The organism is Microlunatus elymi, assembly GCF_007362775.1.
Lineage (GTDB): Bacteria > Actinomycetota > Actinomycetes > Propionibacteriales > Propionibacteriaceae > Microlunatus > Microlunatus elymi.
The window spans coordinates 3801221-3827128 of record NZ_CP041692.1 but is presented as its reverse complement, the minus strand read 5'-3'; the positions used below and the strand labels follow the sequence as shown (position 1 = coordinate 3827128).

General features: G+C 66.6%; 23 protein-coding genes and 1 other RNA gene. 17 read left to right on the top strand and 7 right to left on the bottom strand.

Features of this window, described 5'->3' with window-relative positions:
• The first annotated feature begins 1 nt into the window (after position 1).
• Positions 2-1909, top strand: coding sequence for a polysaccharide lyase family protein (locus FOE78_RS17180; protein WP_168207562.1), 1908 nt, complete (start codon positions 2-4; stop codon positions 1907-1909).
• On the opposite strand, the gene FOE78_RS17175 is transcribed toward FOE78_RS17180, so the two are convergent.
• Complete coding sequence (locus FOE78_RS17175) at positions 1879-2865, bottom strand: sulfite exporter TauE/SafE family protein (RefSeq protein WP_210414640.1); 987 nt, start codon at positions 2863-2865, stop codon at positions 1879-1881. The genes FOE78_RS17180 and FOE78_RS17175 overlap by 31 nt on opposite strands.
• A 550-nt stretch (positions 2866-3415) precedes the next feature.
• On the opposite strand from FOE78_RS17175, the gene ltrA reads away from it, so the two are divergent.
• From ltrA to FOE78_RS17160, 3 genes are all read left to right on the top strand, one after another.
• Entirely contained in the window at positions 3416-4933 is a 1518-nt protein-coding gene (gene ltrA / locus FOE78_RS17170) for a group II intron reverse transcriptase/maturase (RefSeq protein ID WP_210414639.1), read from the top strand.
• Positions 4934-5040: 107 nt separating this feature from the next.
• Positions 5041-5427 carry a hypothetical protein gene (locus FOE78_RS17165; RefSeq protein ID WP_143987382.1) on the top strand — a complete coding sequence of 129 codons (387 nt, stop codon included), beginning with the start codon at positions 5041-5043 and terminating at the stop codon, positions 5425-5427.
• A 113-nt stretch (positions 5428-5540) separates the two neighbouring features.
• Complete coding sequence (locus tag FOE78_RS17160; protein WP_143987381.1) at positions 5541-6308, top strand: SDR family oxidoreductase; 768 nt, start codon at positions 5541-5543, stop codon at positions 6306-6308.
• Between the two features lie 51 nt (positions 6309-6359).
• On the opposite strand, the gene FOE78_RS17155 is transcribed toward FOE78_RS17160, so the two are convergent.
• Complete coding sequence (locus FOE78_RS17155) at positions 6360-7193, bottom strand: phytanoyl-CoA dioxygenase family protein (RefSeq protein ID WP_143987380.1); 834 nt, start codon at positions 7191-7193, stop codon at positions 6360-6362.
• A 133-nt stretch (positions 7194-7326) separates the two neighbouring features.
• On the opposite strand from FOE78_RS17155, the gene FOE78_RS17150 reads away from it, so the two are divergent.
• Positions 7327-8100: a helix-turn-helix domain-containing protein gene (locus tag FOE78_RS17150; RefSeq protein WP_168207561.1), complete on the top strand. Its 774-nt coding sequence runs from the start codon at positions 7327-7329 to the stop codon at positions 8098-8100.
• 226 nt (positions 8101-8326) lie between these two features.
• On the opposite strand, the gene FOE78_RS17145 is transcribed toward FOE78_RS17150, so the two are convergent.
• Complete coding sequence (locus tag FOE78_RS17145) at positions 8327-9262, bottom strand: ROK family protein (protein WP_143987378.1); 936 nt, start codon at positions 9260-9262, stop codon at positions 8327-8329.
• 103 nt (positions 9263-9365) lie between these two features.
• Between FOE78_RS17145 and prfB the strand changes: the two genes are divergently transcribed.
• From prfB to FOE78_RS17120, 5 genes are all read left to right on the top strand, one after another.
• A complete protein-coding gene (gene prfB, locus FOE78_RS17140; protein WP_228265865.1) occupies positions 9366-10475 on the top strand; it encodes a peptide chain release factor 2 in 1110 nt (369 codons plus the stop codon).
• The gene (locus FOE78_RS17135; protein WP_143987376.1) at positions 10475-10888 is read left to right on the top strand and encodes a PPOX class F420-dependent oxidoreductase; all 414 of its coding nucleotides are present in this window, start codon (positions 10475-10477) and stop codon (positions 10886-10888) included. The genes prfB and FOE78_RS17135 overlap by 1 nt, the downstream gene beginning before the upstream one ends.
• A gap of 228 nt (positions 10889-11116) precedes the next feature.
• Positions 11117-11806, top strand: a complete 690-nt coding sequence (gene ftsE / locus FOE78_RS17130) for a cell division ATP-binding protein FtsE (RefSeq protein WP_143987375.1) — start codon at positions 11117-11119, stop codon at positions 11804-11806.
• A 169-nt stretch (positions 11807-11975) separates the two neighbouring features.
• Positions 11976-12890 (top strand): permease-like cell division protein FtsX, encoded by a 915-nt coding sequence (gene ftsX / locus FOE78_RS17125; protein ID WP_143987374.1) that lies wholly within the window; start codon positions 11976-11978, stop codon positions 12888-12890.
• A gap of 269 nt (positions 12891-13159) precedes the next feature.
• A complete protein-coding gene (locus FOE78_RS17120; RefSeq protein WP_143987373.1) occupies positions 13160-14611 on the top strand; it encodes a M23 family metallopeptidase in 1452 nt (483 codons plus the stop codon).
• A 238-nt stretch (positions 14612-14849) separates the two neighbouring features.
• Here FOE78_RS17120 and FOE78_RS17115 read toward each other — a convergent pair whose 3' ends face one another.
• A complete protein-coding gene (locus tag FOE78_RS17115; RefSeq protein WP_266094979.1) occupies positions 14850-15308 on the bottom strand; it encodes a TetR/AcrR family transcriptional regulator in 459 nt (152 codons plus the stop codon).
• 237 nt (positions 15309-15545) lie between these two features.
• On the opposite strand from FOE78_RS17115, the gene FOE78_RS17110 reads away from it, so the two are divergent.
• The gene (locus FOE78_RS17110; RefSeq protein ID WP_143987371.1) at positions 15546-16487 is read left to right on the top strand and encodes an oxidoreductase; all 942 of its coding nucleotides are present in this window, start codon (positions 15546-15548) and stop codon (positions 16485-16487) included.
• Here the strand turns inward: FOE78_RS17110 and FOE78_RS17105 are convergent.
• Positions 16457-18274, bottom strand: a complete 1818-nt coding sequence (locus FOE78_RS17105) for a family 43 glycosylhydrolase (RefSeq protein ID WP_143987370.1) — start codon at positions 18272-18274, stop codon at positions 16457-16459. The two genes, FOE78_RS17110 and FOE78_RS17105, sit on opposite strands and share 31 nt — an antisense overlap.
• 312 nt (positions 18275-18586) lie before the next feature.
• Between FOE78_RS17105 and FOE78_RS17100 the strand changes: the two genes are divergently transcribed.
• Together FOE78_RS17100 and trpS are read left to right on the top strand one after the other, a co-directional pair.
• Positions 18587-19003: an aldose epimerase family protein gene (locus FOE78_RS17100; RefSeq protein ID WP_210414638.1), complete on the top strand. Its 417-nt coding sequence runs from the start codon at positions 18587-18589 to the stop codon at positions 19001-19003.
• A 170-nt stretch (positions 19004-19173) separates the two neighbouring features.
• A complete protein-coding gene (trpS, locus tag FOE78_RS17095) occupies positions 19174-20199 on the top strand; it encodes a tryptophan--tRNA ligase (RefSeq protein WP_143987368.1) in 1026 nt (341 codons plus the stop codon).
• Between the two features lie 37 nt (positions 20200-20236).
• Here trpS and FOE78_RS17090 read toward each other — a convergent pair whose 3' ends face one another.
• Positions 20237-20977, bottom strand: a complete 741-nt coding sequence (locus FOE78_RS17090; RefSeq protein WP_143987367.1) for a hypothetical protein — start codon at positions 20975-20977, stop codon at positions 20237-20239.
• Positions 20978-21349: 372 nt separating this feature from the next.
• Here FOE78_RS17090 and smpB point away from each other — a divergent pair, with 372 nt between their 5' ends.
• Positions 21350-21805: an SsrA-binding protein SmpB gene (gene smpB, locus FOE78_RS17085; RefSeq protein WP_228266230.1), complete on the top strand. Its 456-nt coding sequence runs from the start codon at positions 21350-21352 to the stop codon at positions 21803-21805.
• Positions 21806-21972: 167 nt separating this feature from the next.
• Entirely contained in the window at positions 21973-23931 is a 1959-nt protein-coding gene (locus tag FOE78_RS17080) for a DUF2207 domain-containing protein (RefSeq protein ID WP_143987365.1), read from the top strand.
• A gap of 65 nt (positions 23932-23996) precedes the next feature.
• On the opposite strand, the gene FOE78_RS17075 is transcribed toward FOE78_RS17080, so the two are convergent.
• Positions 23997-24368: an FKBP-type peptidyl-prolyl cis-trans isomerase gene (locus FOE78_RS17075; protein WP_143987364.1), complete on the bottom strand. Its 372-nt coding sequence runs from the start codon at positions 24366-24368 to the stop codon at positions 23997-23999.
• Positions 24369-24479: 111 nt separating this feature from the next.
• On the opposite strand from FOE78_RS17075, the gene FOE78_RS17070 reads away from it, so the two are divergent.
• On the top strand, positions 24480-25088 hold the full coding sequence (locus FOE78_RS17070; protein ID WP_168207560.1) for a DUF1707 and DUF4870 domain-containing protein: 609 nt from the start codon (positions 24480-24482) through the stop codon (positions 25086-25088).
• A gap of 184 nt (positions 25089-25272) precedes the next feature.
• Positions 25273-25642, top strand: a transfer-messenger RNA (tmRNA) gene (gene ssrA / locus FOE78_RS17065).
• Positions 25643-25908 lie beyond the last annotated feature (266 nt).

The window sequence follows — 25908 nt, the reverse complement described above, 5'->3', positions numbered from 1 at the left end:
CATGATCATCTCTCGACGGACCTTTCAGCTCTCCGCAGCGGCTGCGGCCGGTACGGCGCTGGCCGCCGGCCGGTTGAACCTCGCCGAGGCGACCCCGACCGGCGGACGGCGCACCGGGAAGACCCCGACGGCCACCGAGACCGACACCGAGATCACCGTGGACAACGGCCGCATCCGGGCGGTGATCTCCAAGGAATTCGAAGGGCGGCTGATATCGCTCAAGTTGGGCGAGCAGGAGTTGATCGCCGAGGGCGGGCGTGGGCGGTTCGATCAGAACGTCAACATCTTGGAGCCCAAGATCGAGATCGAGCAGGCTCCGGTGAGCTACCGGGTCGACCGAGCCGACGGCCAGGTCATGATCACCGTCACGCTGCCGCCGTCCACCGACGCGCCGTACCGCCGCGATCGCAGCTATATCTTCGCCGCCGACGAGCCGGGTTTCCATCTGGCGCCGCGATTCGCGCACAGCGCCGAGCATCCGGCGGTCTCTGTGGAGCAGCATCGCTTCGTCTGGTGGGTGGATCCGGCGATCTTCACCCACGCCAGCTTGGAAGACGACGACTTCGGCAAGCCGTGGCGGCGAGCAGCCGCCCAGTTGCCGACGCCCGACGAACTGGCCGCCGGCCCGATGGTGATGGACGCGACGTACGACCTGGCCGGACTGGGCAGCGGCTACGCGCGTCGCTGCTACACCAAGTACGACTGGGCGATCTCGATGCGTGATCACGTCGTGCACGGGCTCTACGGACGGGTCGATGACCACTACATCGGTGCCTTCGCCGTGCTGGCCAATCGCGAGTCCTTCAACGGCGGACCGGATCGGCAGGACCTCACGCTGCACCAGACCGACGCCGGGCCGGTGCTGCTGCTGGAGCCGCACGCAACCCACTACGGGGCGCCGTTCGTGAACGCCGACGGAGACTGGGCCAAGACCTACGGGCCGTACTTCGTCTACCTCGGTACGGCCGACAGTCCTGATCAACTTCGCCGGGATGCCTTGCAGTACGCGGATCCGAAGCGGCATGCCGAGCTCTACGACCGCTCCGGGCTGGTCGGCTGGGTGCCCACGTCGCAGCGCGCCACGGTCCGCGGCCGGCTCAACGTTCGCGGCGCAACGACCCGCGGTGCGATGGTGATCCTGTCCGACGACGAGACCGCCCCCCAGGACACGGCTGCCGGGTTCCAGTACTGGACCGAGGTCGAAGCGGACGGGAGCTTCCGTCTCGACGCGGTGCGACCGGGCAGCTATCGGCTGACCGCCCGCCGGCCCGGTCTGTGGGGAGAGTACGTCCGTGATCATGTCCGGATCGACGGTCCGACCAAAATCAACATCGATTGGCGGCCGGAGAAGAACGGCCGACTGCTCTGGCAGATCGGCTCCCCGGACGGCACCTCGGCCGAATTCGCCGGCGCCCAGCAGGCGCGTCGCTACGACAGCATGGTCGACTATTCGGATCGATTCCGAGACGGCTTGGACTACCGAATCGGCCGGAATCGTAGCCAGGATTGGTACTTCACCCAGAAGCAGCAGGTCGACGGGCAGAACGTCGCGCCGTGGCGGATCCACTTCGATCTTGATCGGCAGCCGCGGGCCGATGACGTTTTCACCCTGACGATCTCGCTGGCCGGTTGGTCGCTGGACAGCGCCGTACCCAATCCCGGGCTGCCCAGCAACCTGACCCTCAGTTGCAACGACGGGGCGCCGATCGTCTGGGACTTCGGCCCCGACGCCCCACGCGGTGCGATCTATCGCAGCGCCAACCGAGCAAGGGGATTCGTGCGCCGGTTCCGGTTGGATCCGGCCTCGCTGCGGCGCGGTGCCAACACGCTCACCCTGACCGTCAATCAGGGCATCGACAACGTGGTCACCCAGGCGACCTACGACGCGTTGCGGCTCGAGTTGGCCTGATCCTGATCCTGACCCGGCTGCTGATCGTGGTCCAGGCCGGCCTCCGTACGACGGTGGTCGGCCCGGCGGCGGGAGTAGTTCCGGACGCTGATCCAGGCCAGGTTTCCGAGCACCAGCATGGCTGCTGCGGCGATCACGACCACCAGGTTCGGCGCGCCGAGCATCTTGATGCCCGAGCAGACCAGCAAGATCGCCAGGGCCCGGCGGACGATTCCGCCGGGCGCCCGGGACGAGATCTGGGCACCGATGAAGGCACCGGGGATGGCGCCGATCAGCAACGAGATCGCCACGCCGAAGTCGGCGTCGCCGTTGATCACGTGAGCGGTCGCGGCGGCGGCCACCAGTGGCACGGCCTGCACCAGGTCGGTGCCGACCAACTGCGACGCCTTCAACGCCGGGAACATCAGCAGCAGGACGACCACGATGATCGACCCCGAACCCACCGACGTCAGCCCGACGAACAGCCCGGCAACCGCACCCAGCACGATGATCGGCGCGGGACGTACCACGATGTCCGGCTGGGCGACCTCGACCGGGCGGCCCTCACCCCACGCGGAGTGATTGACCCGCAGCTGTCGCCACGCCCGATAGATCAGGCCGGCCGCCGCGACCAACAGAGCGATGCCGAGGGCGTACGACAAGACGGTGTCGGTCGCCTCGCCGAGGTGCAGCGCCTTCAGCGCGAACACGCCGCCGAACGCGGCCGGCACCGACCCGACGCACAGCCACAGCACCAGCTTCAGGTTCACGGTCTTGCGCCGCAGGTGCACGATCGCGCCGGCCGGCTTCATGAACAGACTGGTGACCAGGTCGCTGGCGATCGCCACCAGCGGGTCGATCTTGAACAGAAACACCAGCATCGGCGTCATCAGCGCGCCGCCGCCCATCCCGGTGAGCCCGACGATGATGCCGACGCCGAGTCCACCGAGCAGCAGCCCTGGATCGAAGAAGTCCACCCGCGCCTCTCGTCCGGTCCGGAGTCGACACAATGCCGACCATCTACCTAATCCCGGGAAGCTTAATCGGGATGGTCGGGTACGACGGCATCCGTTCGATGTTCGGACGCAGAAGCAAGCCCCGGCTCAGCATCGAGCAGCACAACCTCGCATCAGGTGCGCTCGTCTAGGCTGAGCCGATGGTGCGTCCTGGAAGCTGTGTCAGGCCGGCGGGTGTGAGTCCCGTTCCGGTAGGCGCCGGAGCGCCGGGTAGCGGGCCCCGGTTCGTTGGAGAGATCTGGCGGGCTGAGCGGGGTGTCGAGAGCCTCTTCGGAGGGAGCAAGGACGCGGGCCGTAGCGTGAAGCGAACGTTGCAGCCTCGTCACAGATGCAACGGGAGAGCCGAGCCGCTCATTTCACGGCGAAGGCCATGTCTGTTCCACTGGGTTCCGGATGGTGGGGCGGGTCTTTCCGGGGTAGGGACGGCGGCACGTGTTCAAGGTCTGACACGGAACAGGAGAGGCCCGTCTGCGCATGCCTGCGTCAGGCGAGAGACCCGAGGTATGAGCCGATGGTGAAGGCCGAGGGAGTGCAGCGGGAGTCCGATGGGGTCGTAGTACCGATGGCATCGGTTGGTGTCGGGATCGGCGTGCAACATAACGCGTCGGAAGGGAAGGGCCCTGACTTTGATCATGCTGGCGGAGTGGGTAAGCGCGTGGGCATGACCCGGTGTTCCGGGTCCAACAACCCCGACTCGTTTCAGCGGGTGGTAGCCGTCGATGAGGCTCCATCGCCGGTGAAAGTGCGAAAACTGCAAGGCAAGCTATGGGCTGCGGCTAAGCAGTCTGAGGGGCGTCGTTTCCACGCTCTGTTTGACCGTATCTGCAGGGGTGACGTGCTGTGGGAGGCGTGGGAACGGGTCCGTAGGAACCGGGGAGCGGCCGGGGTGGATCGGATCACCCTGGCCATGGTGGAGGACTACGGCGTCGGCCGGATGTTGGCCGAGGTTCAGCGGGTCCTTCGCGCCGGGTCGTATCTCCCCGCGCCGGTGCGGCGTGTGGATATTGTTAAACCAGCTGGTGGTGTCCGACCGTTGGGGATCCCGACGGTGATCGACCGGGTGGTGCAGACTGCGGCGAAGATCGTTCTGGAGCCAATTTTTGAGGCCGACTTCAAGTCGTCCTCGTTCGGGTTCCGTCCGAGGCGGTCGGCGACGCAGGCCAAGGAGACCATCCGGAAGTCGTTCATCGCAGGGTTCACTCAGGTGGCCGAGGCCGACATTCGAGGGTTCTTCGATCATCTGGACCATGACGTTCTTATGGAACAGGTGGCCCGGAGGGTTTCGGATCGGCGGGTGCTGAAACTGGTCAGACAGTGGCTCGGAGCAGGAGTGTTGACCGGGGAGGGGTTGCAGCAGACGGTTGCTGGAACTCCGCAGGGTGGGGTGATCTCGCCCCTGTTGGCCAACATCTACCTGCACGCCTTCGACGAACAGGTGCAGGCACAGGGTCTTGGGGTGTTGGTGCGGTATGCCGACGATTTCGTGATCATGTGCAGTACACCAGGACAGGCGAAGACGGCCTTGGATCAGGCCAGACAGATTCTGGCGGGGTTGGGGTTGGAGTTGCATCCGGGCAAGACGCGGGTTGTGGACCTGCGGGAAGGCCGGGAGGGTTTCGACTTTCTGGGGTGCCACTTCCGTGCGCGGATGTCGGGCCGATTGTGGGAACAGAAGCACATCGTGCGCTATTACCTGCATCGGTGGCCGTCGCAGCGGGCGATGAAGTCGGTGCGGGAGAAGGTCCGCGACCGCACCGGTGCCAACCACGTGGGTGTTCCGATCGAAGTGTTGATCGGGCAGTTGAATCCGATCCTGCGTGGTTGGGGAAACTACTTCCGCATCGGAAATGCCGCCATCAAGTTCCGTCAGATCGATCGCTACGTTGTGTGGCGTCTTCACCGCTTGCTGGTTAAGAAGCGGGGACGCAATCTGCACGCCGGAGTCGCCGATCAGTGGACCGAGGACTGGTTCAACGACCACGGGCTCTACCGGCTCCGCGGGAGCGTGCGCTACCCGAGGGCTGCGTAACCATGCCAAGAAGATCATCGGTAAGCCGTGTGCGGGAAAACCGCATGCACGGATTGAAAGGGGGATGGGGAAACAGAGCCTCCGGGCTACTGCGCCCCTGACTACCAATGCCGAACCGTTTGCCCAGAGCGCTGCTCGGTGGCGCGATCGGACTGGTCGGCCTGATCGCGATCCTCCGGCTGATCATCGGCGGCTTCCCCGGCAGTCCCGTGTTGGCGGGTGTCGTCTGCGGGATCGTCATGCTGTCCTGGGTCGGCTATGTCGGATGGCGTGCCGGTCGCAGCGACCTCGGTCGACGGGCGAGCTTGATCACGCTGAGCTTGGCGATCATCGGCCTGGTGCTGGTCTGGTGGGGGACAGCGGGCCCGGTGCTTGGCCTGGGTTGTTCGTTCGCCGGATTCCTGATCATCCGGCGCCACGGTCCCCGCCCGGTGTCCACCGAGCGGCGCCGGCTCTTCCGGATCGAGGGCCCGCAGCACCCGCCCGAGGACTGAGCTGCCGGCCGAAGCGGTAACAATGTCGGAGCAGATGGACCACAACCGCCGATTTCGGCCGGTTCGGCTCATCTCGTCCGACGTTTTTACCGCTGACACGATGAGGACACGACATGGCAGTACTGGACGCATTCTCCCTGCAGGGCAAGGTTTCGGTCGTGACCGGAGCTGCCCGCGGCATCGGCCACGCACTGGCGACGGCCCTGGCCGAGGCCGGCAGCGACGTCGTCCTGCTGGTACGCAATCCGGCCGCGGTCGTCGATCAGTTGGCCGACCTGCAGAAGCTCGGCGTCCGGGCCTTTGCGGTTGGTGCTGACGTCACGGACGCGGCTCAGGTGGAGCAGGCGGTGGGACAGATCTACGCCGAGCTCGGCACCGTTGACGTGTTGATCAACAACGCCGGCATCTGCGTACACCGGCCGGCGCTCGAGGTGTCCGCGGAGGAGTGGAATGCGGTGATGGACGTCAACGTGAACGGCGTCTGGCATTGCGCCCAGGCCTTCGGCCGCAGGATGGTCGAGCAGGGCAGCGGCAACATCATCAACATCGGCTCGATCTCCGCGTTGATCGTCAACCGGCCGCAGTGGCAGCCGGGCTACAACGCGTCCAAGGCGGCAGTGCATCAGCTGACCAAGTCGCTGGCCGCCGAGTGGGCTCCGCACGGCGTACGGGTGAACGCGCTCGCACCGGGTTATGTGAAGACCGAGATGGCGCCCGCCGACGACCCGAAGTTCAAGCCGTACTGGATCGGCGACGCACCCATGCAGCGCGCCGCCGAGCCGGCCGAACTCGGCCCGACCATCGTCTACCTGGCCTCCGACGCCTCCAGCTTCATGACCGGCTCGATCCTGGTCTTCGACGGCGGTTACACCGCCTTCTGAGCCGACCTGTCCGAAGGTAGTTGGCTCATAGGCCAACGACCTTCTGACAACTCAATGCATGGCACCCTCCCAGCCGTCGCCGCAGGGGCCGCCGCCGGTGGCCTCGTCGATGCTGACCTCGGTGCCGTCGTGTGCGATCAGCGGCATGTAGAAGCGGGAGACTTCCCGGCTGTCCTGCGGTACGTAGTGGAAGATCAGCGAGCGCCGGAACCGGTCGGTGGTGGTGTTCGGTAGTGATCCGTGGACGGCGCTGCCGTGGAAGAAGAGCACGTCGCCGGGCTGCATGTCGGTCTGTACCGCGGTCATCCCCTCCGGCGGCCGAACCAGTCCGGTGGTGAAGGACTGCTCTGCATCGGCCGTCTCGGGGCAGACGACCTCCATCGCGTGACTGCCCGGCACGACCGATAGGCCACCGTTGGCGGCATCGCAGCGATCGACCGCGATCCAGGCAGCGATGCAGGTCTCCGGATGGGCGCGCAGGAAGTAGTTGTCCTGATGCATGGCCTGGCCGCGCGCCGACGGAGGCTTGAAGTAGAACATCGACTGAGCCCCGTACGCCGGTCCGACCAGCGCGGTGACGATGTCGAGGATGCGCGGATCGGTCATCAACCGGCGGGAGATCTTGCCGACCGGGAGATCGGGCCGCCGGTGCGGCTGCATGAAGCGCGGATAGCGGGACAGGATGTCGTCGTCTGCGACCTCCTGAATCGCTCCGAGTGCTTCTCGATCGGAGGCGACCTGTTGCATGAAGGCGTCGCGGATCTCGTCGATCTCGGCCGGCGACAGCACCGAATTGACCTGGACGACTCCGTCGCGGTCGTAACGTCCGCGGAGCGCGGCCGGATCATCGGCGCTCAGTACGAGCTCGTTCTGGATTGTGGTCATGCCACGATCCTCGCGGAACACGGCCTCGCCGGACAGCACGAATCCGGTCGGCCGGATGGATAATCCTGTCGTGCGTGCACCTGACTCCCGTGCCAGAGCCGGTGCCTTATCGGTCACTGGACCGGCCGCCCGGGTGGTCACCGGCAGTCTCGACGAGGATGCGGGGTACCGGACGATCCGGCCCCGCGGCACCACCGACTGGCTGCTGCTGGCGACCGTGGCCGGTCGTGGCCGGATACGGTCGGCCGGGCGGAACGAGGTCCGTTGCGGCTCCGGCGACCTGATCGCGATCGAGCCGTACGCCGCGCAGGACTATGGCACCGACCCGGCGACCGGGCGCTGGTCGCTGCGCTGGATCCATCTCGATCCTCGCCCGGACTGGCTGCCGCTGCTGGACTGGCCCCAGCTCGCGCCCGGCGTACGACGTCTGCGGGTCGACGAGACCGTGCTGTCGCGGTTGGTGCAGGACGTCGACAGAGCCACCTCTGTGGTACGCAGCGGGTTGCCGCAGGGCGCTCGGCTCGCGATGAACGCGGTGGAGGACGCCCTGCTGTGGTGCGACACCCAGAACCCCAACCGGCCGGTGCTGGACAGTCGGCTGCTGGCCGTGCTGGCGCATGTCGGCGATCATCTGGATCAACCCCACACGGTGGAGACGCTGGCCCGGATCGGCGGAGTCTCCGCCACCCGACTCGCACACCTGGCTCGAGCCCAACTCGGGACCAGCCTGATGGCCCACGTGGAGCGTCAGCGAATGGACCTGGCCCGTCAACTGCTGACCATGACCGACCTCCCGGTCGCCACCATCGCCGCCCGCACCGGCTACCCCGACCCCCTCTACTTCTCCCGCCGCTTCCGCGCCGCCGTCGGAATCCCCCCGACCGCCTACCGCCAACGCTCCAGTTAGCCGCATCCGATATCGCCGGGTGCGGTCACAGCCGCGCGCGGAATCGACCCGCGCACCCGGTATTCCGCGTGCGGGAGTCAATCTTGCGCGCGGCTGATGGTGGGGGTCGGTTTGGTGCTGCGGCTGATGGTGGATGTCGGTTTGCGTGCCGCCCCTCAGCGGCGGTACGTCTCGGGTGCGGCCGTTGGCCGACCCCTGTGTCGGCGGGGCGCGGTGGAGTCAGACCCTATTCGTCGGCGAAGGCGAGGGCAGCGGCGCCGAGGATGCCGGCGTTCTCCAAGATCGCCGGGCGGACCTCGAGGGCCTTCACGTACGACAACACGGCGAAGTCGTGCAGGTGCTTGCGCAGCGGATCGAAGATCACCGCACCGGCCTTGGACACGCCGCCGCCGAGGACGAACTTGTCCACGTCCAGCAGGGTCGCGGCGGCCGCGATGCCGGCGGCCAGCGCTCGCATGCCGTGATCAATTGCTTCGAGGGCGATCTCGTTGCCCGCGCGAGCGTCGGCGGTCAATGCCTCGGCATCCTCGCCGCCGGTCCAGCCCGCCTCCTGCGCGGCCGCCACCAGCGCCGGTCCGCGGGCGTACATCTCGACGCAGCCGTGGCCGCCGCAGACGCACCGCGGCCCGTACGCGTTGACGCTGATGTGACCGAGCAGCACCGAGTTGCCGGTCAGCCCCGGGTAGAGCCGGTTGTTGATCACCGCGCCGGCGCCGACGCCGGTCGACAGCACCATCCCGATCATCGAGTCCCAATCCTTGCCGGCGCCCAGCCAGTGTTCGCCGAGCGCCATGCAATGCCCGTCGCCGGCCAACCCAACGGCGGGCTCGGCGCCGGTGGCACCCCGTACGGTCTCGGCGACCCGGGCGACGATCGGAAACTCACGCCAGGCGCCGATGTTGACCGGGGAGATCCAGCCGGCCGGCGTGTCGATCGGTCCGGCCGAACTGATCCCGACCCGCAACCGGCCCGACAACCCCGCCTCGGAAATGATCTTGGTGATGGCCTCCGCGGCCGGCGCGAAGGTCGCGTCGCCGTCGACGCCGCGCAGCGTGGGAGTACGGAGTTCGTGCGTGATGACGCCGTCCGACCGGACCACCGCGACGGCGACCTTGGTCCCGCCGATGTCGATCGCGAGCACTGAACTGTCCGAGTCGGTCATCTGCTCCACCCTGTCGCCCACCGATGTGCCTCGTCGCCGGGCTGGTCGCCCGGCAGCAACGCGCAGCATAACGACGTGGCCTGCCGGGGTAGTCTGGGCGGCTGTGGCTACTGACTATCCCGTCGTCCTGACCGAGCTCGACCGGTCGCTGACCTCGATCGAATCCGTGCTCGATCCGGAGTCGAAGAGGGCCGAGATCGCCGAGCTGGAGAAGGAAGTGGCCCGGCCCGACCTGTGGGACGACCAGGAGAACGCGCAGAAGGTGACCTCCCGGCTGTCGATGTTGCAGGGCGAGCTGGAGCGGGTCGGCAAGCTGCGTTCCCGGCTGGACGACGTTCAGGTGTTGATCGAGCTGGCGCAGTCGGAGTCCGATTCCGACAGCCTGGCCGAGGCCGATCAGGAGCTGAAGAGCCTGCAGAAGGCGATCGACTCGCTCGAGGTCCGTACCCTGCTGAACGGGGAGTACGACCAGCGAGACGCCCTGGTCACGATCCGTTCCGAGGCCGGTGGTGTGGACGCCGCCGACTTCGCCGCGATGCTGTTGCGGATGTACCTGAGATGGGCCGAACGGCACCACTACAGCGCCGAGGTCTACGACACCTCGTACGCCGAGGAGGCCGGGATCAAGTCGGCCACCTTCGCGATCAAGGCCCCGTACGCCTACGGCACACTGTCCGTGGAGCAGGGCACCCACCGGCTGGTCCGGATCTCGCCCTTCGACAACCAGGGCCGCCGGCAGACCTCGTTCGCCGGCGTGGAGGTGCTGCCGGTGACCGAGCAGGCCGACCACATCGACATCCCCGAGGGAGACATCCGGGTGGACGTGTTCCGGTCCTCCGGGCCCGGCGGGCAGAGCGTGAACACCACCGACTCCGCGGTCCGGATCACCCACCTGCCGTCCGGCATCGTGGTGTCGTGTCAGAACGAGAAGTCCCAGCTGCAGAACAAGGCCGCCGCCATGCAGGTGCTGCAGGCCAAGCTGCTGGAGCGGGCCCGGCAGGAGCGCGAGGCGGAAATGAACGCGCTCAAGGGGGACGGTGGCAACAGCTGGGGTGCCCAGATGCGGTCATATGTGTTGCACCCCTACCAGATGGTGAAGGATCTTCGTACCAACTACGAGGTCTCCAGTCCCGACGCGGTCTTCGACGGTGAGATCGACGACTTCCTGGACGCCGGGGTCCGCTGGAGGCGTACTCAGGAGGTAGCTGCGTAATGCCCAAGGGACCGATTCCCGCCGAGATCGCCGACTTCTTGGCCAAACCCAATCCGTCCATCATCGGCACCGTCCGCCCGGACGGCGCACCGGTGACGGTGGCCACCTGGTACGCGTACGACGCGGACTCCGGCCGGGTGCTGGTCAACATGGACGCCAGCCGCAAGCGGCTGAGTTATCTGCGTGAGGATCCGCGGATCTCGCTGACCGTGCTTGCCGACGACTGGTACAGCCACGTCAGCCTGCAGGGCCGGGTGACCGAGTTCAGCGACGACACCGACCTGTCCGGCATCGACCGGTTGAGCAAGCTCTACACCGGTCAGGAATACCCCAATCGGACCAGCCCTCGGGTGAACGCCTGGATCGAGGTCGACCGCTGGCACGGCTGGGGCGGTTTCAAGCAGCAGCGCTGAGGGCAGGTCGCCACCCGCGAACCGTGGGAAGACCCCACAAACCTTGGGCCGGGCTTGAGGCCGAACAGAGTCGCGACCTGAGCCGTTCGCAAGGTCTCACGCGCCCGGACCGCGCCAATGTCCGGAACCCGGTCGAGGCTCGCCTACACTCGTTGCGGCCCACCTCCGCCCGTGCGAACCAGCCGCGGCGGGCATCCCCGAGACGAGAAGCCCAAACCGAGAAGCACTGTGATTCGATTCGAGAACGTAACCAAGGTCTACGACGGCCAGCGACGCGCCGCGCTCTCCGACGTGAACGTGGAGATCGACAAGGGCGAGTTCGTCTTTCTGGTCGGCACCTCCGGCTCGGGCAAGTCGACCTTCCTGCGGTTGATCCTGCGTGAGTTGCGGGCATCCCAAGGCACCGTGTACGTGGCCGGTCGGGACCTGTCGAAGCTGCACAGCTGGAAGGTGCCGGGGATGCGGCGCCAGATCGGCACCGTGTTCCAGGACTTCCGGCTGCTGCCGAACAAGACCGTGCACGAGAACGTGGCCTTCGCGCTGCAGGTGATCGGCAAGTCCAAGACCACCATCGATCGGGTGGTGCCGGAGGTGCTGGATCTGGTCGGCCTGGACGGCAAGCAGGATCGGCTGCCGGACGAGCTGTCCGGCGGTGAGCAGCAGCGGGTGGCGATCGCCAGGGCCTTCGTCAACCGGCCGATGATCCTGATCGCCGACGAGCCGACCGGAAACCTCGACCCGGCCACCAGCGTGGGCATCATGAAGCTGCTGGACCGGATCAACCGCGCCGACACCACGGTGCTGATGGCCACCCACGACCAGACCATCGTGGACCAGATGCGGAAACGCGTGATCGAACTCGACGACGGCCTGGTCGTCCGCGACCAGAGCCGCGGCGTCTACGGCTACGCCACGTGATTTAGAGCACGGGGGGCGACCCCCGGACCCCGGGCGTGGTTGCGTCCCTGCCCCGGTGGGTCTCGTCGATGGGCGCGATCCGGGATGGTCCCGGAGCCCCCGGGCCTGGTGGCGTCCCTGCCCGGACGCTGTTGTGACATAAGCAAGAAACGAAGAGGGAACCTGCTCCATGCGACTACGACACATCTTCGCCGAGGCCGGCGCCGGATTGCGCCGCAACCTGACGATGACGCTGGCCGTGATCGTCACGATGTGGGTTTCGCTGTCCCTGTTCGGCGCAGGTCTGCTGGCGCAGCAGGAGGTCGGCCTGGCCAAGGGCAAGTGGTACGACAAGATCGAGATCACCGTCTTCCTCTGCTCCAAGGACGTCTCCGGCGACAACTGCACGCCGGGCCAGGACACCACCGAGTCGCAGAAGGTGGTCATCCGGCAAGCGCTGGAGTCCAACCCGGAGGTCGCCCAGGACGGCGTCTACTTCGAGTCCAAGCACGACGCGTTCGAGGAATTCCAGAAGGCGTACGAGGGCAATCCGCTGAAGGGTTCGCTGACCGAGGACCAGATGCAGGAGTCATTCCGGGTCAAGCTGAAGAACCCCGAGCAGTACGAGGGTGTCGTCTCGTCGGTGCAAGGTCTACCGGGCGTGCAGGCGATCCAGGACCTCAAACAGATCCTCGATCCACTGTTCAGCTGGATCAACCTGCTGCAGTGGGGGACGATCATCGCCTCCGCGCTGCTGCTGCTCGCGGCTGCCCTGCAGATCGGAAACACCATCCGATTGACCGCGTTCGCCCGAAGACGTGAGATCGGCATCATGAGACTCGTCGGGGCGAGCAACTTCTACATCACGTTGCCGTTCTTGATGGAGTCCGTGATCGCCGCATTGATCGGTGCCGGCTTCGCATGCGCCACATTGGCCGCAGGCGTTTACTTCATCATCATGCGTAAGGCTCAAGTCTCGATACAGGCTATAGCTTGGATCGGCTGGCATCAGACGCTGCTCGCAATGGCGGCGGTAGCCATCGTCGGCATCCTGCTGGCCGTGATCCCCACGCTGGTGACGACCCGCAAATACCTCCGCGTGTAGCGGTCGGGACCTTTGGGTCCGCTCAGCTTTGACCCCAGATCATCCGGACACGCGCAAACCAGTCGCGCCCGGGACCGGGTCCGTGCTGTTAAATCGGTTCCGCGTCGGCTTATGGGCCGCCGCGACAACTTGACACCGACAGAACGTACTCGGGGTACTGATTGGGGAAAGCTGTGGTTCCGGACCTTCCCTGCGCCGTCAACGGCGTTCCGGACGACAGCGAGGCACCAGCAGCGCGAGGTCGCTTCGCCTGGCTCCGGCCAGCGTCCATGGGCACAACTGAACGCAAGATCGTACGAGGCCACAAGGTCCGGCACCGGACGCGCCTGCTGGTGCGCGCCGGCGTCGCACTGACCGTTGCCGCGGTGATCGGCAACGTCGGCCTGATCGGCAACGTGGGCCCGGTCACCCCCGTGGCCGCCGATCCGCTGGACACCAAGCATCAGCAGCTGCAGGATCAGATCAGCCAGACCAAGCAGGACATGAGCGAGTCCTCCCGGGAGGCTGCCGCCGCTGCGGTCGCGCTGACCAAGGCTCAGAACGCGTTGTCCGTGGCGCAGGCCGCCCTGGCGAAGACACAGCAGGAAGTCGCCGCCGCGCAGAAGAAGGACGACGCGCTGGCCACCAAGCTCAAGCAGCAGCAAGCCGCGCTGGCCAAGGCCAAGGCCGCTGTCGCGGACGGCCTGAAGAAGATCGCTGCGCAGAAGGCGCTGGTCGGTTCGATCGTGCGCAACCAGTTCCAACGGCAGAGCAGCCTGATGCCGCTGGCGATGCTGACCTCGGCCACCTCGATGTCCGATCTGGAGAAGCGGGCCCAGCTGTCGAGGACGATGCTGGACACCAATCAGAGCGAGTTCGAGGACCTGACCACGCTGCAGAAGCAGCTTGACGCGGAGAAGGCCAAGCAGGCCGAACTCGAGAAGCAGGTCGCCGCGGCCAAGGCCGAGTCGGCCGAGAACCTGGCCACCAAGCGTCAGCTGGAGGCGACCGCCAAGACCCAGGAGGCGGAGGTCGCCACCTTGGTCAAGCAGCGCCGGACGGCTCAGGCCGCCGCCGACAAGGCCGCCGCGCAGGACAAGGCGCACTATGCCGAACTGCAGCGCGAGGACGCGGCGGTGCAGAAGCGGATCGCCGAACGGATCGCAAGGGAGAAGGCGGCTGCGGCCCGCCGTGCTGCGGCCGAGAAGCGGCAACGAGAAGCCGAAGCACGGGCGGCTGCTGCTCGGGCCAGGGCCAGAAGCCAAACCAGCCACTCCAACTCCGGCTCGTCCGGGTCGTCGAGATCTTCCGGCGGATCGAGCTACACCGCCAGCAGTTCGTCGGCCCACCACGGCTTCATCTACCCGGTGAACGGGCCGATCACCTCCCCGTACGGGATGCGGCTGCACCCGATCCTGCATATCTGGAAGCTCCACGACGGCACCGATTTCGGCGCCGGCTGCGGCACCCCGATCCATGCCCCGTACGACGGCCGGGTGGCCGAGCGCTACTACAACGCCGGCTACGGCAACCGGTTGATCATCGATCACGGCAAGGTCGACGGGCACTACATCACCACCGCGATGAATCACGCCATCCGCTACACCGTCGGTGTCGGCCAGCACGTGACCAAGGGACAGGTGATCGGCTACGTCGGCGAGACCGGGTATGCGACCGGCTGCCACATGCACCTGATGGTGTGGGAGGACGGCACCATGATCAACCCGATGACCTGGTACTGAGACTTCTGGGGGCCGAGCCCCCAGACCCCCACGTTCCTACCGGGTCGGGTCTTGCTTCGTACGATTTCTCTGGCGATTCTCGCCGCCGCGGGCGGCTCGAATCACGCTGCCGCTGTCGCGGTGGGGAGTCCGGCGATCGGGGGATTCGGCGGTCGGACCTTCGGCGGTGCGTGGCCTCCTGCGATCGATGTGAGCTGACTCGTCCTTCGCAGGGGTCGGCGCGATCTGGTTCGAGACGTCATCTGGAGACCGGACGGAGGCCACGGATGATCACGTCGATGACCCGGTCGGGGTCGGGGCCGTTGTAGGCCAGGCAGCCTGCCATCATCGCCTTGACGTCGGCGTAGGTGATCGCCGGATCGACGGCGCCCGCGCGCTGTGCATCGGAGAGCAGGTGGCGCAGCCGGTCCGAGACATTGCAGTCGGCCGCCGTGGCCGCGGCCTCGATGTCGTACCCGCTGCCAGCCAGTGCTTCGGCCAATCCCCGATGCGAGACCCCCTCGTGAATCAGCCGGGCGAATACGTCGAAGAACGCCTGGCCCGGATCGTGGTCGGCGGCCGCGTCGTCAGCAGCACGGCGGAGCTGGCTCATTCGGTCGAGCAGCACCGCGGCGTACAGCGACTCCTTGGTGGGGAAGTGCCGGCTGACCGTGCCGGTGCCCACGCCTGCTCGTCGGGCGATCTCGTGTATCGGCACCGAGAGACCCTCGGCCGCAAAGACTTCCGCTGCGGTACGCAGGACCTGGTCGCGATTGCGCTGGGCATCTGCTCGCATCGGTCGCGGAGGTGGCGTCACCGCAGTTCCTCTCGAAACTATTGACAAACGGGATGAGTATCCCGGATAGTTCTAACCGGGACGTCCATTCCGATTATGTGTCAATACCGGCGTCGGCGCCACCGGGCAGCGACCGGCAGAAGTCGAGAGGAGTGAATCATGGCCACCCGTTGGACCGAACGCGATGTTCCCGACCAGAGTGGTCGGACTGTGGTCATCACTGGAGCCAATTCGGGCTTGGGATACGAGACCGCGCGGATCTTCGCCCGCCACGGGGCCGAGGTCGTGTTGGCCTGCCGTGACCTCCGGAAGGCTGGTGAGGCGAGGACCCGGATCCTCGCGGAGTCCAGGTCGGCAGCAGTGCACTTGCTGCAACTGGATCTGGCCTCACAGAATTCAGTCCGACAGGCTGCTGAGCGGCTCGATCGTGATCACCCGCGGGTGGACCTGTTGATCAACAACGCCGGAGCCTTGATCAGACGCCGGGACACCACCGAGGACGGGTTCGAGCGGACCTTTGCGACCAATCATCTCGGGGCCTTCGCCTTCACCGGTCTGATCCTGCCGCGACTGCTGGAGAGGCCAGGCTCGCGCGTCGTGACGGTCAGTAGCGTCGGCCACCGGCGCGGGGTGATGCAGTTCGACGACCTCCAGTTCGCCCGCGGGTACCACTCCAACCGGGCCTACTTCCAGTCCAAGCTGGCCAACCTCCTGTTCGCCTACGAGTTGCAGCGTCGACTCGCCGCGGCTGGGGCAGCGACGATCTCCGTCGCCGCCCATCACGGGAATGCCCGTACCGCGTTCGGCGGAGATCAACTTCCGATCCGGGTCGTCACCGATCCCCGGCTGCGGCTGTTCACCTCGTGGTTACTGCAGGATCCGGAGACCTCGGCGCTGGCGCTGGTTCGTGCCGCGGTCGAACCCGGTGTGACCGGCGGTGAGTACTACGGGCCCGACGGCCGCAACGAATGGACGGGGCATCCCATTCGGGTCGAATCCATACCGGCCTCCTACGACCTCGCGGCCCAACAACGTCTCTGGAAGGTATCCGAGCAACTGACCGGCGTGACTTACCCGCTCGGCCGGCTCACCCGGACGTAGTCGAAGGTGCTGGTGAAACCGGCACCGGCCATCGACACCAGGCCGATCTTGGTGTCGTCCGATCGCTGCTGGGTCCAGGTTGCACCCTTGTCCCAGTGCAGGCCGTCCGGGCTGCTGTAACCGGTGTACGTGTCCAGGTCCCCGGCCGTGCCACGTACCAGGCGCAAATAGGTGTAGGTCCTGCCCACCGGGCCGATCACCCCGTTGCCGTAGTTCGGGTAGCCGGACGGCTGCGGGTAGACGTTCTTGCCGATCTCGGTCTGCCGGGTGTTCCAGATCGACACCGACGCCAGTTTGATGTAGTTGCCGTCGTCGTTGTAGATCACCAGGCCGCCCTGGACGTAGTTCTGACAGCAGCCCGATGCCGGCCACGACATCGCCACCTTCGTCTCCACCACGTACGGACCTGCCGGCGCCGGCTCGGTCAGTACTGCCGGCAGGTTGTCCGTCGGCGGATGAAGATCACCGGATTGGGTGTCCCAGATCAGCTTGCCGTTCCGCAGCGCATAGCTGGACGGATCCGGCTGTCGGATCCAGCTCCATTGCGAGCCCAGCGAGGTGCTGTTGAATTCGTCCGACAGCGAGCCGATCGGACGCCCCGGTCGTACGTCACGCACCGGGCGGGCGTGATAGGTGGCGCGTTCACCGGGCTGGGCGACCGGCCCGGCGTGCAGGGTGTCGGACGGCCCGGCGCCGGCGTTGACCTCGGGCCAGCCGCCGATCCAGTCGACCGGGTCGATCAGCCCGGGCCGTTTGGTGTAGCCGGGCGCCCCTCGGTAGTACGGATCGTTGCGATCGATGCCGTGATAGATCATCCAGTCCTGACCGGCGAAGTCGGTGATCATGGTGTTGTGACCGACGCCGACCCAGCGGTTGCCGTTCTGCGCGACCACCACCGTGCCGCCGACCTGGCTGTCCAGCACCGAGCGACCGTGTCGATCCAGGTAGGGCCCGAGCACGTTCTTCGATCGGGCAGCGAACACCGTGTAGCCGGTCAGTGGGCCGTTGCAGCAGTTGGTGGACGAGGCCATCAGATACCACCAGCCGCCGTGCCGAACGACCTTGGCACCCTCGTACCGATTGTCGATGGCGATCTGCTGCTGGCTCGACGGGTCGGTGCTCAACCCGTCGGCACTGAGGACGCGCGAACTCAGTCCGCCGCCGAAACCCCCGTAGAACAAGTAACTGCGACCATGATCACGAACCAGCTCCGGGTCGATCGTCGACCGCTTCGAACCGGGGTTGCCGGGGATGTCGGACGGGGCCACAACGGGTTGTTGTGACACGGTGAAGGGGCCGGTCGGCGAGTCCGCGGTGGCCACGCCGACGGCCGAACCGCCACCGGGCAGGTTGGTGTCGGAGACGGCGAAATAGAGCCGATACCGGCCGTCGACGTAGTTGATGTCGGGAGCCCACATGCCGGCGCCCGCCGCCGCGTACGAAGGTATCGCCGGCAGCGCTGCAGTGACGTAGGTCCAATGCTCCAGATCGGTGGAGCGGTAGATCGGGATGAGTCCGATGTCCGGGGCGTTCGTGTCATCGCTGGCACGGTCGGTCGTGCAGTAGAGATACCAGGTGCGGCCGTCGCGGATCACATCCGGATCGGCACAGCTGGCCGCGGTGAAACCGCCGGGCAGGTCGAGCTGCATCGGATTCGTGTACGCGGCCGGGGTCGGCCGGCCGCCGCCCGCCGGGTTGGCCGACGCCGGTTGGCCGGTCCCGATCAGCAGGCTCGCGGCCAACGTCAGGGCAGCGACCAGTGCCGCAGGCAACCTACGGGGTTTCATGGAACATCCTCTCCATTGAAGGTGTCGGTGCCCCCCGAGGACCGATTCAGCGACTCGACCGGAACCATCGTCGCCGCCGGTAGTCTGCTCGCCTTTCGTCGCCGCGTCCAGACTTCCGTAAGAGGTGGCCGGCCATGATCTCCGCCGGCACCGCCCAGGCTCTTGTGGCGTTTCGTGGGCCCTTGTGGCGTTTCGTGGCCGAGGTGCAACTTCCGAAAAGCTGCCATGCGTGGGACACCGGCGCCGATTCGCCGATGCCCGTCAACAATTCCGTCGCCGCCGACATTGTGGTCGGCGAGCAAGGAGCGCTTCATGAATTCACGCCTGCCCGGTCGCGACAGCTCAGTTCGCGAACTATCCACCGACCGCCGGCCGGAACAGAACCGACCGCACGACATACCTCGCCGGGATCTGCTGCGGGCCACCGGTGCCATCCTCAACCGCAGGGCCGGCGCACCGCCGAGCTTCGCGGCCAGGGTCTTCCATCCGGGGTCCGGCCGGACAGTCGACTGCTTCACCGATCAGCCCGGAGTGCAGGTCTACACCAGCAACTATCTGGACGCGACGATCAAGGGCATCAGCGGAAAGGTCTACCGGCAAGGCGATGCGGTCACCCTGGAGACCCAGCATTTCCCGGACTCGCCCAACCATCCGAGCTACCCGAGCACCGTGCTGCGACCGGGACAGTCCTTCGACTCGACCTCGGTATTCCGGTTCTCCGCCCGATAACCGGTGGAGTAGCATCCCTGCCATGACTTCGCGTACGTGTTGCTGGTGGGCCGCCTAGGGCGGCCTGTCGACACGTACCCGGAACACCATCCGAACAGCCGCCCCGACCAGGGCGGCTGTTCGCATGTCGGCAGCTTCTCGGCCGGGGCTCTCGACCCAGGAGAACGATCATGAGTCTCGATCTCGCCGAACGCTCGGCCGACCTCGATCCGGCAGGAGGCGACGGCGTCCAACTGAGCCTGCTCACGCCGAGCGGCCGGTTGACCGTCGGCAACTACCTCGGCGCGCTGCGCCCGATGCGGGAAGCAACCGGCCGCTGCTTCTTCGGCATCTCCGATCTGCATGCGATGACCACGACCCATCGACCGGACCTGCTGCGTGCGCGGATCGCGGAGTTCAGCCGGCTGATGATCGCCGTCGGGCTGGATCCGGATCGGCAGGTGATCTTCCGGCAGAGCGCGGTCCCAGAGCACACCGGGCTGCACTATCTGCTGGAGTGCGTGGCCCGAGTCGGCGAGCTCGGCCGGATGATCCAGTACAAGGAGAAGGGGCGCGGTCGCCCGGACACTCGGATGTCGCTGCTCAGCTATCCGGTGCTGATGGCCGCCGACATCCTGCTCTACCAGGCCGAGAAGATCCCGGTGGGCGATGATCAGACCCAGCACGTCGAGCTCGCTCGTGATCTTGCTCAGCGCTTCAACCGGGACTATCCCGGCTCCGACGGCGACGTCTTCACCGTACCGGAGGTGATCAACCCGAAGATCGCCGCGCGGCTGAAGGATCTGCAGGACCCCGCGGTCAAGATGAGCAAGTCGAGTACGAATCCGGCCGGGGTGATCTACCTGCTCGACTCTCCGGAGACGATCCGGCGCAAGATCAAACGGGCCGTCACCGACTCCGAGCCCGGGATCAGCTACCGCCCCGACGAACGCCCGGGGCTGGCCAACCTGCTCGATCTCGGTGCCGCGACCTCCGGGCTGACCGTGCAGGAGTTGATCAACAGCCATACTTCCTTCGGTACGTTGAAGAATACGGTTGCCGACGCGGTGATCGCGATCATCGAGCCGATCCGCACGCGGTACGCCGAGATCGACCCGGCCGAGGTACGGATGATCTTCGCCCGGGGTGCCGAGCAGGCTCGAGCGGCTGCCGCGCCGACCCTGGCCGCGGCACGCGATGCCATCGGCCTGGGCTGACGGATTCCGATCATGATCATCGTTGCCGGGTGCTCGGTCACACGCCGTGCAGACCGCTCAGGTGCCAGCCGCCGAAGTCCGAGTGTTCCTGCGCCCAGCTCCTCTTCACGGTCGAGAGGTGGTGCCAGCCGCCGTTCTGCCAGCGGTAGCTGACCACCTCTCCCTGCATCCGCTTCGCTTTCTCGGAGTAGGCGGCGTTCTTGATCTTGATCTTGGCCGGCTGACCTGGGTGCCTGGATCGGAACACGCCGGTCTCGAAGTTCAACGCTGAGTCGGTGAACCAGTCCCTGCTGGTGATTCCGGCATCGGCCTTGGGCGGTAGCAGGGTCTGCAGAGCTCCGTGCCGATAGGTCAGCACCCGGTAGGAGACGCCGTGGGCGCCGACCAGATGGGAGATGAACAACTCGGCGCCGCGGTGTCCGTCCAGCCGGGCCGCACCGCGAAACAGATAGTCGCCACCGGGACCGCTCAGGTTCTTCACCGTGGTCTTGACGAGCTTGCCGCTCGCCAGTTTCACCCGCACCGTCACCTCGGTCGGACTGCCCTGGTGGAGTTTCTTCGGCACGATCGCGACCGTGTCCTTGCGATGATCACCGTCGACGTCGACGTGTTTGACGACCTTGCAGTGCTTGATCGTCCCGCACACCGACGACGTCGAAGCCGACGACGGCGCGGCTGATGCGGTGAGTGCCGACGCTCCGCTGACGATCAGTGCTGCCGAGGCGGCAGCCAGGCCCAATGCGCCGGCCCGTCGGACAGTCGGGGAGAGCTGATTCATAACGAGACCCTTCTCGTGGGGTTTTCCTGGACGCTGTCTGCATCCGGCGCTCGCCAGCATCGACCGCTTGCGGGGCGGTTCGCATCCGATGGACCAGGCCGGTTGTTGATCTTGATTCAACGGCGTGCCGACGGTGATGATCGTGACCCGGGTGAGACCCGGTGGCGACGATTGAGCAGAACAGCAATGCCGTTGGGTATCCGCGCCGTACGGGCTAAGGTTTCGGCTCGAATTGCGTACCGACACACATCGATCGACCGGACGCAGAAGGATGGAGCAATGGCCAAGAGCAGCAAGGCGATCCCGACGGGAGCCGGGGAGAAGCCGAAGAACGGCAAGGCCGCACCGGGCACCAAGGGCGGGGACAAGCTGATGGTCGCCCAGAATCGGCGAGCCCGGCACGACTACGCGATCGTCGACACGTTCGAGGCCGGGGTGGTGCTGGCCGGCACTGAGGTGAAGTCGTTGCGTGAGGGGCGCGCCTCGCTGGCGGACGCGTTCGCCACCGTGGATGACGGCGAGGTCTGGCTGCGCGCCGCGCACATCGGTGAGTACAGCCACGGCACCTGGACAAACCACGCCGCACGGCGGACCCGCAAGCTGCTGCTGAATCGCAAGGAGATCGCCAAGATCGACCGGGCCCTGGGCTCGGCCGGCACCACGTTGATCCCGCTGGCGATCTACTTCAGCAACGGCTACGCGAAGGTCGAGTTGGCCATCGCGACCGGCAAGCGGGAGTTCGACAAGCGCGAGTCCATCGCCAAGCGGGACGCAGAACGCGAGGCACAGCGCGCCCTGGCCGCACGGAACAAGCGCGGCCGCGGCTGAGACGGATCCAACGAGCCTGACTCCGCGGGCAGCCTGATCCGGCCGGTCGGTCAACCCTCGGCCCCGTATTGTGGACACCGAGTCGGTGGCGTGCGCGCGGATGGGGTCGGTGCGGTGATCGTCGCCGAGTGCGTACGGTCAGTCCGGCGCCCGAATCAGAGGGGAACATGAGCACAGGAGTCGATCCGTACGGGCGTCGAGCCGCGGTCGCGACCGTGGCGGCGCCCTTGCCGACCAAGATCATCCGGCTGGCCGTGGCACTGCTGTTGGCCTGCGCCGGGGCGTTGCTGCTGACCTGGCAGAACCTGCCCGCGGCACAGGCGGCGACCGCCGATCAGGTCGACAACCTCAAGATCAACTACACCGTGGACACCCAGGGTGTGCTGCACGTGAAGGAGCAGTGGGTCTGGCGGTTCGGCTCGGACTCCGGCAGGCACGGGATCAAGCGCGAGTTGGTCACCCGTGAGCCGGACACCGGTGAGAACCAGGACAAGGACATCGTCTACACGATCACCAACTTCACCGCGAGCAGTCCGGACCCGGGCGTGCACACCGACGTCGAGCAGACCGACAACGGCGGCAAGACCGATCGGACCCGCAGCACCACGTACCAGATCGGCAGCCCGGACTACACCGTCGACTCCGACACCGCGACCTACGACCTCAGTTACGACGTCCGCGGTGCGCTGCGCAGCTTCCAGGGTTACGACGAGCTCTTCTGGGATGCGCTCAGCGCCAGCACCGACCAACCGCTGCACCCGTTGATCGACAACCTCGAGATCACCGCGTCGGTGCCGGGTGGCGCCCAGGGAGTCAACTGCTACGCCGGGCCGGTGCAGAGCAGGAATGCCTGCACCAGCAAGGATGTCAGCGGCCAGGACGCCGTGTTCGGGCAGACGGATCTGCCGGCCGGTGACGGCGTCACCATCGGCGTCAAGATCAAGTCCGGACTCGTCGCCGACGCCACTCCCGATCTTGAACGCAAGGCGGGCATCGCCTCGGTGCTGCTGTCGCCGGGCGTACTGATTCCCGGCATCGTGCTGCTGGTGATCACCGCCGGAATGCCGATCGTCGGCTACCTGATCGCCAAGTCACGATCCACCGACCTGCGTTATCTCGATCTGCCGCCGGGCACCGTGCCGCTGGCCGGCGCCGACGCCCGGGTCGGCAAGAGCGACCCGAGGCTGCAGATCCCGGTCGCGTTCACACCACCGCCGATTCCGGTCGCCCAGGCCGGCATTCTGGTCGACGGCCAGGTCGACGTCCGGGACACCGCCGCCACCCTGATCGATCTCGCCGTACGCGGTGCGATCAAGATCGACAACTCCGACGGCGACGGCCCGGTGGTCGAGTTGCTCGATCCGAACAAGGCGGCTGCGCCGCATCAGACGGCGCTGCTCACGGAGATCTTCGGCGGTCGCCCGCCGGGCGCCCGGACCGACCTGTCCAGCCGGGGCAGCATGACCGAGGCGCACAAGACGATGGTGCAGCGCATCCGCAGCGAGGTGGCGCAACTGGGCTGGTTCACCAACGTGCCGAAGGCAGCCGGCCGGTCCGCGTTCGGCGGGGTCTTCGCCTTCGCCGTGATGGCCGGCATCTTCATCTTCCACGCCGGCGCCACCTCGGTGATCTTCCTGCTGGCGATCCCGGTGGCGTCCCTGGTGCTCACCATCGCCCTGGTCAGCCGGATCCTGCGCCGCGGCCAGCGCACCCCGAACGGTCGCGCGATCTGCGACCACGTCGACGGCTTCAAGCAGTACCTGGCCACCGCCGAGGCCGACCAGCTCCGGTTCGAGGAGGGCGAGGACATCTTCTCCAAGTACCTGCCCTGGGCGATCGCCTTCGATCTGGCCGATCGGTGGCAGCGGATCTGCGAGCGGCTGGTGGAGATGGGCCGGATGCCGGACCGGACACCGTACTGGTACAGCGGCTACGGCAACGGCTTCACCGCGTTCAACGTCGGCTACCTGACCGGCTCGCTGACCACGGCCGCAACCCCGGCCAGTTCCTCCGGCGGCTTCGGCAGCGGAAGCGGTGGCACCGGCTTCGGCAGTGGCGGCAGCTCGTTCTCGGGCGGCGGCTTCTCCGGCGGTGGCGGCGGTGGCGGCGGCGCCTCCAGCTGGTGACAACCCCGACTTGTCAGCTTCAGGACGCGCTGTAGCGCCTTCTGACGCTGACAAGTCGGCAGGGGTCAGCGGACGTCGACGAGATCGACCACGAAGATCAGGGTCTCGCCGGGCTTGATCGCGCCACCGGCGCCCCGGTCGCCGTACCCGAGGTGCGGCGGGATGACCAGCTGCCGGCGGCCGCCGACCTTCATTCCGGTGACGCCCTGGTCCCAGCCGGCGATCACGTAGCCCGCGCCGAGCGGGAACTCCAGCGGCTCGCCGCGGTTGTAGCTGGCGTCGAACTCGTCGCCGGTGCTGTGCGCGACGCCGACGTAGTGCACCCGTACGGTGCTGCCGGCGGTGGCCTCGGCGCCGTCGCCGACGGTGAGGTCGGTGATCTGCAGGTCGGCCGGCGGCGGACCCTCGGGGAAGTCAACTTCTGGTTTCTCGGTCATGGGCGACAACGCTAACGCCTCCCGTATGGGGCAAGTCCTGCCGGGATCCGGGGGATCGCTGAGGGTTGCGCCGGATGGTCTGGTTTGGGGTGGTCGACAAGGATGGCGGCCATGAGCGCCAGTTACGAACACCCCACCCTGCGTATGCCGGTCACCACCGAGCAACGCGATCGTGCCGCGGAGCACCTGCAGGGCCTGTACGCGGAGGGCCGGATCACCGAGGAGGAGTTCGACCGCCGGATCGGTCAGGTCCTGGGTGCGGAGAACCGCAAGCAACTCAACGACGCCTTCTACGGCCTGGTCGAGGTGCCCACGGCGGCGCCGACGACCAACTACTACCCGGCAGCCAGCACGTACTCGCGTACCCCGGCCAGCCGGGTCGAGCCCAGCCCGGGTGGCGCGCTGGCCCACTTCAGTGCGCTGTTCACCGGCATGATCATCGGGCCGGCCATCGGCTACGCGGTGTCGAAGCCGGGCAGCATCGCCCGCAAGGAGTCGGCGAAGGCCTTCAACTTCCAGCTGATCAGCTTGATCGGCCTGATCATCGGCGGCACCCTGACGGCCGTGACGAACTGGGGGATCATCAACTTCCTGGTCGGTCTCGGCACTCTCGCCTGGTTCATCCTGACCATCGTCGGCGGTGTGAAGGCCGCGCAAGGCGCCGACTGGCAGAACCCGGTCAAGAAGGTGATCAAGCTCGACGTACTGCCGGAGAAGTAATCGCTGACCAGAGCGTTACTGGCAACGAGCCGCCGTTCCCGTCGAGTGGGGACGGCGGTTTCGTGTGCCGGAATCAATCCGGATGCCGATCGGTTGAATCAACGGCTAGACTGCGTGACTGGTCGTCCGGCGTGCTGGTCGGCCGCTGCTCGTACGGCTCGCCGGCCGAGTGCACAACTCAACAGGGGGTGATCGGTTTCGACTCGGGACGGTAGTCCCAGGAGAAGCGGGCCGAGGATCCAAGGTCAACTCGTAAACGACCCTTGGAAACCAATAAGTGCCAACTCTAAGCGCACTGACTTCGCTCTTGCTGCCTGAGCAGTAATCGAAGGGTCAGACCGGGACTGCCTTCGACCCGGAACCTGGCCTCATCAAGAAGGCTGACCTGCTGAGAGTGGTCTCGGGACTCAGCGGGGACATCAACTGAGACTGGGCCTGTCTGCAACGTGCTGATGCGAGCGCAGGGGTCGATGAGAACGCCACCATCAGCTGCGCCCGGAGAAGACCTGGTTCGCTGCTCGAGGACGCGGGTTCGATTCCCGCCACCTCCACCGCGACACAGCCCGGATCCTCATCGTGAGGGTCCGGGCTTTGTCGTGCTCGGATATCCCTCGTTGTGTCCGAATTTCACCGACGGCTGATTCGAACCTTCGATCGACTCGGGCCCGTCTCTTGAACAATTCCAGAAAAGGGGACAGGCTAGTGCCGTGATCCCGGACCGGGTCGTACGCACCGAGGTCGTACGGGATCGCCGCCCACCGGAGAGCCCGACGCATCAGTGGCGCCGGACCATGGTGGACGAGTACTGATCATGCTCCTG